Origin of the sequence: Campylobacter sp. RM12654 (genome assembly GCF_020137585.1) — a bacterium.
Taxonomy (GTDB): Bacteria; Campylobacterota; Campylobacteria; order Campylobacterales; family Campylobacteraceae; genus Campylobacter_E.
Genome location: NZ_JACGAR010000036.1, coordinates 1 through 10,652, shown reverse-complemented (window position 1 = coordinate 10,652; position 10,652 = coordinate 1). Strand labels below are relative to the sequence as shown.

Sequence of the window (10,652 nt, the reverse complement as noted above, 5' to 3'; positions counted from 1 at the left end):
AAATTCTTTTTCAAAACTTATTGATTTTAAAGTTCCATTTGATTTACTTCACGCCAAGCTTCAAGTAAACCATTAGCAACTTTCATAACTTCATCTAATTTAGCAGTGTCACTATCAATTATTACCTTACTAAGTGTGCTAATTTGATGAGAATAAAGCCCTTGTAAATAATAACTAACATCGCCTTGACTAAAGTCTAAATAATTTAATAGCTCAACAAAAATTGCTGTGGCTTTTTTAATATTTTTACATTTGGCTTCTATATCGTTTTTTTCTATGGCTTTTTTGGCACGAGAGCAAAACCTAAGTATGCCCTCGTATAAAAGCTCAATCATTTTCTCATTACTCTCAATTGAAATATTGTTATGAGAATAACTCGCATAAGCATTACTTACCATTTATATTCCTTATTTATTAGCAAATGCTGCATTTGTTAAAGCTGTAATCGTTTGGCTTTGATTATCAAGCTTATTTAAAATAACATCATACATACTTAGTCTAGTAGCTAAAATCTCATATCTTTTCTCAATTTCTTCATTGGTTTTTTTGATTTCTTCATTTAGCTTTTTAACATCATCTTCTAAATTTTTATTATATTTAGTAAGAGTTCCATCAGTGCCTACCATACTATCTAAAGTATCTTTAAATGTTCTAAACACTCCTGTTTGCTCTGTTTTAATAGTTCTTATTGTTTTTTCTTCTAAACCAAGTTGTAATAACTTCTCGCTAGAACCACCTATTTCAAGTGCATTTTTTCCATCACTTGTAATAATAATATTATTTTCTTTACCTAATTTAGCCGTTACACCATCTATTTTCGCATCATTAATAGCTTCAATTAATTTATTTATATACTCTTCTTGAGTTACTTTGCTATCTTGTTCATTTAACTTATCTAGGAATTCTTTTTTAAAGGTAATTTCCTTACCATTTATCTTCAAATCCCCTTCAGCTAAAGCTACTTTTTGACTAATTGTCTTACTTGTAGTGCTTAATTCTTGGTATTTTACGCTACCTTGTAAGAAATTTTTAATTCCTTCGCTATTTTTCTTATAAGCTTCTTCAAATTTTGATTTTTTAAAAGTTAAAATTCCTTTTTCATTAAGCTCAAACCCCATACCAGATAAACTAATTCCATTTGAATCAGTCTTAGTAATCATTGATGATAACATTGTTTTTAGCTTACTTACTTCGCTAATTCCTTGCAAACTTCCTGCTGTTTTTTTCTCTTTATCAAAACCTGTTGAGGTAGCAAGAGAATTAACTATAGAATTATAATTCGTTGTAAAAGTAGTTAAATGCTCTGTTAAAGAATCTAAATCATCGCTTACTTTAAAGTTGGTAATACCTTCTTTTTTAAGAGAAATTTTTGCTCCAATTATTAAATCATCAATGGTATTTGTGCTTCTGCTAATCTCAATACCTTCATAAATAAACTTAGCATCTTGCGCTGTTTGAACATGGTTTGATTTTGCATCAATTCCATCATATTTAGTTTGAGCAGCTTTTACATCTAATTCATTTATAAAATAATTCTCCCTAGAAGTTTCAAAAAATTCTTGAATTCCTTTCTTTTGTTCTTCTGTTAAACTATCAAAATTAGTAGTTTTATTTATACTAACTGCTTTTGTTTGGTTAGTAGCACTATCTTTGTATGAAATATTTAATTCTTCTCCGGTATTTTTAATATATTCAACCCAGTTTTTTGTTTGTTGAGCCATATCGTTTTTATCTTTAAATTCAGCAAAAACTGCTTTTCTCTCATCAGCACTTAGTTTAGATAAATCTGTATCTTTATTAATAGTAAATTCAATATCCTTCTCAACAATTTTATCACCACCATTTGGGTCATTTACAAAAGCTTTATATGTTAATTTTTTTTCACTACTTAATTCAGAAACTTGTTTTTGAATATTTTCTAAGTATCCACTACCACCTAAAATAACTTTAGATGCGTCTAATTGCTCGTTAGCTTTTTTAAGCTCTGTTTTAGCGGCACTAGCATTTGCAGCGTCTAATAAACCAAGCTTTTTAAGAACTGCTTTTGAAAACTCTGCTGTATTAGGGTCGTCAAGTTTAAAAGCACTTCCAAATACTATTTCATTATCAACTCCTGCTTCTTTACTTGTAATCATAAGCCTATAATTATCATGACCTGTATCTAAAACCTTAGTGCTTACAAAATCGCTTAATTTTTTATTATTTTCATTTGTAGCTGATAGAATTTTGTCATTTAAAGTTTGTAAAGAATCCCCTGAATTTACCTTAATAGTAAATGTTTGTTTATTTACAGTGATTTTAAACTCTGCTTCTTTTAGCATTTCTTTTTGACCATCACTTTTAATAATACCAACATCGTTAAATATGCCATAAGTTTCGCTAGAAAAAGAATTAGTCTGATAAGCGTCTTTTGTAGCAAGTTGCTTAACATTAATATCAAAATCACTTACTTTAACACCCTTAGTAGTAGTCATACTAGCACTCTCACCTGTAGCATCTACTTTACTTTTAGAAAATGCTTCTCCTTCTACTAAAGAAGATATATCACCTTTAAAACTGCCTAAAAGTGTTGTTAAATCTGTTAAATCCTTTTGCTTTGCTTGTGTATCAGATAGTTTTTTATTAGGTATTGCTAATAAAGATTTTTGCTCGTTTGCTTTTAAAGCGTCATATTTTTCTTTAAATTGAAATTTATTAGCTCCTGCTATTAATCCTAAACCTGTTCCCATATTTAACTCCTTTTAAATTCTTTAAAGCAATTAACTCTTTTTATCAAAAATAATTCCTATTGCTTCTTTCATACTTTCGCTAAGCTTAATTACTTCTTCATTTGGAATTTTACGAATAATTTGACCTGATTTTGTAGCGATTACATCTACATACATTTGATTGATTTTATCGTTATAACCAAATCTTACATCAGTTTGTAACTCTTCCATATTTTCATTTAATTTTTTAATAGATTCATCAAGCTTTTCTTTTGTTATTTCCTTGTTTATTTCTTCATTTTTTTGCTTACCTGAATTTGTTTCAATATGAGTTTGTTCAACTGGGCGCATTTTAGTTGTTTCTGCACTTGCTTTTAGTTGAGTATCATATTGAGAACTCGCTGCTTTAAAAATCTCCATTACTATCTCCTTTTAATAAGCTTTTTTCTAAATCGGCTAAAGTTTAAAAAACTTCATAGCTTTTGAAAAATTTTTCATCATTTTCTAATAATTTTAAATCTATTAATTTATTTATTACATCTTTATTGCAATCAGTTGTGCTAGGCCATTCACTTAAATAGCCATCTATTTCGCCTTTTGAATACGCTGCAACCAAAATCCCATTATCATCTATTTTAATATCAGTGCTAGGGTCGTAATTATTAAACGCTCTCCAAATTAACATATAAGGATTATTTAAATTAACTCCTTTATCAAATAAAACAACAATCCCACCTAAGTTATTTTTGCAAGCATTATAAATAGTGTCTAAATTATGCTTTCTATCTAAACTTATACAAGTAATTTGTGTTTTTGCTTCAGGATAGAAAATGTTGTATTCATATAAACCAAATTCTTTTAAATCATCTAATAAATTTTTAAGATTTGGTTTAAAACTTGTTTTATCCATTTCTTGTTTTTCTACTTTAAAAGTATGAGCTTTATAAGTAGATTTTGAAGTAGCGTCAAGTCCTAACTTACCACCCATACCTAATTTAGTGCTAGAATGATCTAGTTCATCACATAATCCATAACTTAATAATAATTTTTTAGGAGAGAAATTATTTAAAATATATTCTGTAATTTTAGGATAATCATTTAGATTAGGTGCATTCTCATCTACAAAAATAGCATTTTTTACAAAACTCATCTGCCCTACTCCCCAAAATGCGTGCATATTAGCTAATGCTAAGCCATCATAATTGCTTTTTACTTTAGCTAAAATTAGATTATGAAAAACACCATTTTCAGGCATACAATAATCAATCAAATCAGGGCAAGTTGTCTTAAGTAATGGTAAAAATATTCTCTCTGTTCCATACCCCATCCACTTATCCTCTAAAGGTGGTTTACCAACTACGGTTGCATTATAAATTGGCTCATTTTTGCCTGTAATTTTTGTAATTTTCATAACAGGAAAATTACCTTGCGGAGTATAAAATCCCGTATGATCGCCAAATGGACCTTCAATAGCAAAATGATTTACATCAATTTCGCCTTCTATTACAAAATCACTATTACTTGGAACATACAAATCATTAGTATCACATTTAACTAATTTTGCTCCTTGTTTTTTAATAAATCCATAAAGCATTAATTCAAATATACCTTTAGGCAATGGTGCTTGAGCACAAAATATATGAAGTGGGTCATCGCCTATTGCAATAGCTATTGGCATTTTTTTATTTGCGGCTTTATATTCGTAAAAGAAATTATTAGCATCTTTATGAAGTTGAAAGTGCATTATCAAATGCCCTTCATCTAATACTTGCAAACGATACATTCCTAAATTATTTTGCTTACCATCAAGACTTTTGGTATAAACCTGACCCATTGTAATAAATGCACCTGCATCTTTTTCCCAAGTTTTAAGGATTGGAATTTGATTTAGAGAATATGTTTTTTGCTTACAAGGTGCGTTTTTGTTTATTTCTCTTTTTGGAGCTATATTTTTTAAAGAAAATAATTTATTTGCAAGGTTTAATTTAGCACCAAATGTAGGTGGAATATGTAGCTTTAATAAGCTCTCAATCTCATCTGCAATCTCATCAGGATTTTTACCTAAAACCAAATTAAGTGCTTTGCTATTTGCAAAAACATTCATAATAATTGGCATATCATAATTTATATTGCCTTTTTTTGGATTTGTAAATAACAAAACTTTTGAATCACTCTTTTTAGCTTCTAAATAAGCTAAATGAGCGATTTCTAACTCAACATCTAAAGGTGTATTTATAATCTTTAAAAGATTTTCTTTTTTTAATTTTTCTATATAATTTTTCATAGCATTTCTTTTAATAATTCTTCATTTTCAGCTAGAATTTCTAAAGCTCCGTGTTTTATAAATTCTTTTGCTAAAACTACCCCAAAATCACTTGCATTTGCTTGATTAATCTTTCTTTGCATTTTTATAATTTTACTAGCATCAATTAAGCCAATAATCGCATTTACGCAAATAATCTCATCATCAATAAAAGCTGCATTAATTCCTATTGGAGCACCACAACCACCATTTAAAGTAGCAGTAAAATCACGCTCAATTTTGCATAATAATGCTGTTTTAGGGCAATTTAATTTAGATACAAGATTTAACACCTTTTCATCATTAATACTCTCAATCGCAACAGCACCTTGACCTGCTGAAGGTATCATAATTTTTGTATCTAAAATCTCATAATTTAACTCATCTAAAAGATTTAATCTCTTAAGTCCTGCATAAGCTAAAACTATCGCATCAAATTCGCCATCTTTTAATTTTTTAAGTCTAGTTTGTAGATTTCCCCTTAATGAATGAATGGAAAAATCATCTCTAATTAATCTTAATTGCATTTGACGGCGAAGACTTGTTGTGCCAATTTTTGCACCTTGTTTTAGTTCATTTAATGATTTTTCATTTCCACGAAAAACCACAACATCATTAGGAGTTTCTCTTTTGCAAATACTAGCAAGTTTAAAATCATACGCCAAACTTGCCCCAACATCTTTTAAAGAATGAACACTAATTTGTGCAAGCCCATCGTGCATTGCATTTTCTAATTCCTTAATAAATAAATTCTTCCCACCAATTTTTGCTAAAGGAGTATCTAAAATAACATCTCCTTTAGTGCTAAGCTCTAATAATTCTATATTTAAACTAGGCTCAATTTCTTGTAATTTCGCCTTTACAAATTCGCTTTGCCATAAAGCAAGTAATGATTTTCTAGTAGCTATTTTCATATTTTTCCTTTAAGATTGTTGTTTTATTCTGCAAACTAATGCTTCTTGTAAAAGTGTTCTTGCAACCACTTTTTCTTCTTTTACCATTTTGATATTGTCGCCTAAATCTTCAAATATTTTATATTCATCTTTATTTATTCTAATGATTACATTAGCATTTGGGTCATAATCAAGTATTTTTTTACTAACTACTTCTAAGACTTGTTCGTTTGAAATAGTAACGATTACTGCTGCACTTGTTTTAATACTAGCATTATCAAAACTTGTATTTTGCTCTGCACTAGCATAAAAAACATTTTCTCCCCTACTTTGTCCAAGCTCAACTAAACTCATATCATTTTCTAGCACGATATAAGGAATGCCTTGAGTTTTTAATCTTAGCACAACTTCTTGACCAAGTGAGCCATATCCAAATATTACAAAATGTCCGCTCATTGATTCAATCTTAGGAGCTACGGTAATTATCTCATCATTAGTAATACTTGCAAGAGATTTTATATTTTTTAAAATAAAAGGAGATAAAACCATACTTAAAATTACTGATAAAGTAAGCATTTGAGCTGTATTTGTATCTAGCATTTTATTTGCAACCAATAAAGTAAATATTGCTAAAGCAAATTCTCCAATTTGACTAACGCTTAATGCAGTTTTTAACGAATCACTTTTAGTGCTTCCAAGACTTAATAATAAAAATATACATAAAGTCTTAATTAGCATAATACCAATTGTAAGTGCAATTATTATATACCAATACTGAATGATAATATTTATATTAATTTGAAGCCCAACGGTTATGAAGAAAAATCCTAATAACAAATCTCTAAATGGGATTAAGTCAGCTTCTATTTGGTGTTTAAATTCAGTTTCTGCTATCATCATTCCTGCAATAAATGCACCAAGTGAATATGAAAACCCAAAAAATGAAGCTAAAAACGAGGCACCAACGACAGTGAAAAGTATCGTTGCTATGAATATTTCTTGAGAATTTGTCTTTAATACAAAATAAAGCACCCTGCTATAAATATATTTTCCAATCAAAAATAATAATAAAAGCACAATAAAAGCTGATATTAAAGTCTTAACAACTAAAGTGCTAATTGCAACTCCATCTTGATTGAAAATATCAATCATCAATAATAGTGGAATTACTGCAATATCTTGAAATAATAATATTCCTAAAGCTTTTCTTCCATATCGCTGATTTATGTCTTGATTTTCATTTAGTATTTTTAGAACTATTGCAGTTGATGAAAGTGAAATTGTAAAGCCAATAATTAAAGCAATATCATCAGCTATATTAAATGCGTGGTGCAAAATTACTGCAAATACAATTCCACATATTCCCATCTGTAAAGCACCATTTATAAATACATCGGTTTTCATAGTTAAAAGGTGTTTGATAGAGAACTCAAGTCCTATGGTAAACATTAAAAATACTATTCCAAATTCTGCAATGTGGCTTAATTGTTCTGAAGTAGTTACAAAAAATACTTCTTCAATAATAAAGCCAGTTGCAATATAACCAATAATTGTTGGTATGCTAAATTTTTTAAGCACTACATTTAAAATAATCGCAATAGCACTTGTAATTAAAAATATTTCTAAAAATTCTTGCATTAGCTACTACCTTTATCATCATAAAATATCACATCGTATTTTTGATTTTGTTTAATTAAGGCGTTTTTCTTAGGCTTTTCTTTTAAACCACTTAGCATTTCTTCATAATCTGCTATTTGACTTTTAAGCTCTAAAATAATGCTAACTCCAGCTAAATTTACCCCCAAATCCCTTGTAAATCTTAAGATTAATTTAATTCTATCTACATCTCTTTGCGAATACATTCTAACCTTTCCACAGGTTCTATTAGGCTCAATCAAGCCTTCTCTTTCATATTGTCTTAGAGTTTGTGGATGAATATTTAATTGCTTTGATACTACAGAAATTAAAAATACCGGTTCATCATAGTGCATATTTCCTCCTTTTTATAAATAATCTTTTAAAGCTTTAACCAACTTATCATCAAGCGTATTAATATCAGGTAAAACCACCTTAGCTCTTAAGAATAAATCCCCTTGATTTTTAGAATATGAATTATAAATTCCCCTACCTTTAACACGGATTAATCCACCATTTTTTACATTTTCTTTTAAAGTTACTTTTAAGCCTTGCTCTTTTGGAGTATCAAACTCAACTTTACCACCAAATAAAGCTATTTTTAAAGGAATTTCAAGTTCTTTTGTCAAGTCATCTCCATCACGCTCATACTCTTTTGAATGCTCTATTTTAACAGTTGCTTTTAATGTTAGATTGTCTTTTTGCATAGTTATTTCTTGATTGTTTAATACGCCTGATTTAATCTCTACATCAAAACTAACTCCCCTTACATTAATACTTCTAGTAGTTCCTAAAACAGATTCTAAAAAGCTTATTTTTAACTCAACTTGAGCTGGTTTATTATAAGACCTACTTTGCCCTGCTCCAAAACCAAAATGAGAAAATATATCCTCAAATCCACCACTAAAACCACTTGAATTAAAATTAAAGCCATCAAATCCACCTAAAGTTGGATCATCATAAGCTCTTCTTTTATCTTCATCGCTTAATACTTCGTAAGCTTCGGTAATTTCTTTAAATTTTTCTTCAGCACCCTTATCCTTATTCACATCAGGATGATATTTTCTAGCTAAACTTCTATATGCTTTTTTTATTGTGTCAGTACTTGCGTCTTTTTTAACGCCTAATATGTCGTAATAATTCTTCATCTTTTAATCCTATAATAATAAAAATTTTTGAGTAATATTAGCTAGTTAAGCTTAATAGAGTTTAACCACTTACTATCAACTCTTAAATTATACTTAAAGGAGTAAAAATGCAAAAATGTATATTAGTAATTACCGATGGTATCGGATTAAACGATAGATTAGAATACAATTCTTTTTATCATGCAAAAAAACCAAATTATGATTTTTTAAACCAAAATGCAAAATTTTCAAGACTTAAAACAAGTGGCAATGCAGTAGGTCTTCCAGATGGTCAAATGGGAAATAGTGAAGTAGGACATATGAGTATTGGAAGTGGTAGGGTTATTTATCAAAACCTAGTTAGAATTGATAATGCTATTAAGGATAAAAGCTTAGAAAATATTAGTATTTTAAAAGACTTTTTGAAAAAATATAAAAATATTCATATAATAGGTTTATATAGCGATGGTGGAGTGCATTCAAGTTATATTCACTTTAACGAAATTGCTAAAATTGCAAGCGTTAATAATAATATTTTTATGCACTTAATAAGTGACGGAAGAGATGTTAAACCAAATTCTTTTAAAGATTTTATAAAAAATAATCCAAGTTTTATAACTCCAAGCAGTATTTCAGGTAGATTTTATGCTATGGATAGGGATAATAACTTAGATAGAACAAATGAATATATAAATATGCTTTTTAGTAAAGCAAATAAAAGTGATTTAGAACAATACATAAACGATAATTATGAGAATAAAATTTATGATGAGTTTTTTAAGCCACTTAATCTTGGTTTTGATGGCATTGGTAAAGATGATGGAGTTATTATCATTAATTATAGAAGCGATAGAGCAAGGCAAATTGCAAGTGAGCTGAAAAATCGTTTGAGTAAAAATCAAGTTTTGTGTATGTGTGAATATGATGAAAAACTTGACTTAGGCGTGATTTTTCCAAAAATTGATATTAAAAATACCTTAGCTGAAGTCTTAAGCAAAAATAATTTAAGGCAATTTCACACAGCAGAAACAGAAAAATATGCCCATGTTAGCTTTTTCTTTAATGGTGGGGTAGAGAAAGAATTTCTTAATGAAAAGCGTGTATTAATCCCAAGCCCAAAAGTAAAGAGCTATGATGAATTACCGCAAATGAGTGCTTATTTAGTTTGTGATGAAGTAATTAAGGCTATGAATGATGGTTTTGATTTTATCGTAGTTAATTTTGCAAATGGCGATATGGTAGGTCATACAGGAAATTATGAAGCTTGTATTAAAGCGGTTGAGTGCGTTGATGAATGCTTAGGCAAAATCATTAAAGCTTGTAAAGAAAATAATTATGCTATGCTACTAACTTCAGATCACGGAAACTGCGAAGATATGAAAGATTTAAATGGCAATATTTTAACCAATCATACAACTTATGATGTTGGTTGCTGGCTTTATAATTATCATAAAGATAGTAATTTAAAAGATGGCTCATTAGCAAATATTGCTGCTAGCGTGCTAAAAATACTAAATTTAAATAAGCCTAGCGAAATGGAAGAAGCTTTATTTTAAATCTTTATTCCTAGTTCAAATTCTTTAAAAAATTAATGGAATTTGAATTAGGATTTTAATAAATTTAAATATATTTTATTATTATCATTTTTTAATCATCATAAACTATATCCGATAAAACTGCATATTTTAACAATTCATTATAACTTGTTTTCATTTTAATTCTCCTTTTAATTTATTGAAATAATTTTGATAAACATCATTAGAACAACTACCACTGCTAGAATAATTACCTAAATAAAGATAATAATTATCAACAAATAACCTAGCAAAAGAATCATAAATTCTATCAAAATCAGGATGCTCTGGAAGTTTAAGCTGTACATATGATTTTGCGTAACTACAATCCACAAAATAACCATAAATATCATAATTTATTAGCTTATCTTTACTAAGTCTAGTTGGTAATTCTGAAGCTTTTTCTTCAAAAC

10 protein-coding genes are annotated in these 10,652 nt (G+C 28.6%); 1 reads left to right on the top strand and 9 read right to left on the bottom strand.

Annotated features, from left to right (window positions below):
* Positions 1-26 precede the first annotated feature (26 nt).
* The 8 genes from fliS to AVBRAN12654_RS08900 are packed head-to-tail and all read right to left on the bottom strand — an operon-like array spanning position 27 to position 8,686.
* Entirely contained in the window at positions 27-398 is a 372-nt protein-coding gene (gene fliS / locus AVBRAN12654_RS08935; RefSeq protein ID WP_214116767.1) for a flagellar export chaperone FliS, read from the bottom strand.
* A 9-nt stretch (positions 399-407) separates the two neighbouring features.
* The gene (gene fliD / locus AVBRAN12654_RS08930) at positions 408-2,729 is read right to left on the bottom strand and encodes a flagellar filament capping protein FliD (RefSeq protein ID WP_336609256.1); all 2,322 of its coding nucleotides are present in this window, start codon (positions 2,727-2,729) and stop codon (positions 408-410) included.
* A gap of 30 nt (positions 2,730-2,759) precedes the next feature.
* Entirely contained in the window at positions 2,760-3,128 is a 369-nt protein-coding gene (locus AVBRAN12654_RS08925; protein WP_214116763.1) for a flagellar protein FlaG, read from the bottom strand.
* A gap of 43 nt (positions 3,129-3,171) precedes the next feature.
* Complete coding sequence (locus tag AVBRAN12654_RS08920) at positions 3,172-4,992, bottom strand: menaquinone biosynthesis decarboxylase (RefSeq protein ID WP_336614327.1); 1,821 nt, start codon at positions 4,990-4,992, stop codon at positions 3,172-3,174.
* On the bottom strand, positions 4,989-5,924 hold the full coding sequence (gene hemC, locus AVBRAN12654_RS08915) for a hydroxymethylbilane synthase (protein ID WP_214116758.1): 936 nt from the start codon (positions 5,922-5,924) through the stop codon (positions 4,989-4,991). Before hemC ends, AVBRAN12654_RS08920 begins: the two co-directional genes overlap by 4 nt.
* Positions 5,925-5,933: 9 nt before the next feature.
* Positions 5,934-7,541, bottom strand: a complete 1,608-nt coding sequence (locus tag AVBRAN12654_RS08910; protein WP_239802713.1) for a cation:proton antiporter domain-containing protein — start codon at positions 7,539-7,541, stop codon at positions 5,934-5,936.
* Positions 7,541-7,894: a heat shock protein transcriptional repressor HspR gene (locus AVBRAN12654_RS08905; RefSeq protein WP_214116754.1), complete on the bottom strand. Its 354-nt coding sequence runs from the start codon at positions 7,892-7,894 to the stop codon at positions 7,541-7,543. Before AVBRAN12654_RS08905 ends, AVBRAN12654_RS08910 begins: the two co-directional genes overlap by 1 nt.
* Before the next feature lie 12 nt (positions 7,895-7,906).
* Positions 7,907-8,686, bottom strand: a complete 780-nt coding sequence (locus tag AVBRAN12654_RS08900; RefSeq protein WP_336614326.1) for a DnaJ domain-containing protein — start codon at positions 8,684-8,686, stop codon at positions 7,907-7,909.
* Between the two features lie 107 nt (positions 8,687-8,793).
* Here AVBRAN12654_RS08900 and gpmI point away from each other — a divergent pair, with 107 nt between their 5' ends.
* Positions 8,794-10,221: a 2,3-bisphosphoglycerate-independent phosphoglycerate mutase gene (gpmI, locus tag AVBRAN12654_RS08895; protein ID WP_214119979.1), complete on the top strand. Its 1,428-nt coding sequence runs from the start codon at positions 8,794-8,796 to the stop codon at positions 10,219-10,221.
* A 153-nt stretch (positions 10,222-10,374) separates the two neighbouring features.
* On the opposite strand, the gene AVBRAN12654_RS08890 is transcribed toward gpmI, so the two are convergent.
* Positions 10,375-10,652, bottom strand: a 278-nt coding sequence (locus tag AVBRAN12654_RS08890) for a hypothetical protein (RefSeq protein WP_336614325.1), incomplete at its 5' end; no start/stop codon positions are given.

Coding starts and splice junctions, on each gene's coding strand:
- gpmI (WP_214119979.1), top strand. CDS start 8,794: ATGCAAAAATGTATATTAGTAATTACCGATGGTATCGGATTAAACGAT.
- AVBRAN12654_RS08925 (WP_214116763.1), bottom strand. CDS start 3,128: ATGGAGATTTTTAAAGCAGCGAGTTCTCAATATGATACTCAACTAAAA.
- fliS (WP_214116767.1), bottom strand. CDS start 398: ATGGTAAGTAATGCTTATGCGAGTTATTCTCATAACAATATTTCAATT.
- AVBRAN12654_RS08900 (WP_336614326.1), bottom strand. CDS start 8,686: ATGAAGAATTATTACGACATATTAGGCGTTAAAAAAGACGCAAGTACT.
- AVBRAN12654_RS08910 (WP_239802713.1), bottom strand. CDS start 7,541: ATGCAAGAATTTTTAGAAATATTTTTAATTACAAGTGCTATTGCGATT.
- fliD (WP_336609256.1), bottom strand. CDS start 2,729: ATGGGAACAGGTTTAGGATTAATAGCAGGAGCTAATAAATTTCAATTT.
- AVBRAN12654_RS08920 (WP_336614327.1), bottom strand. CDS start 4,992: ATGAAAAATTATATAGAAAAATTAAAAAAAGAAAATCTTTTAAAGATT.
- hemC (WP_214116758.1), bottom strand. CDS start 5,924: ATGAAAATAGCTACTAGAAAATCATTACTTGCTTTATGGCAAAGCGAA.
- AVBRAN12654_RS08905 (WP_214116754.1), bottom strand. CDS start 7,894: ATGCACTATGATGAACCGGTATTTTTAATTTCTGTAGTATCAAAGCAA.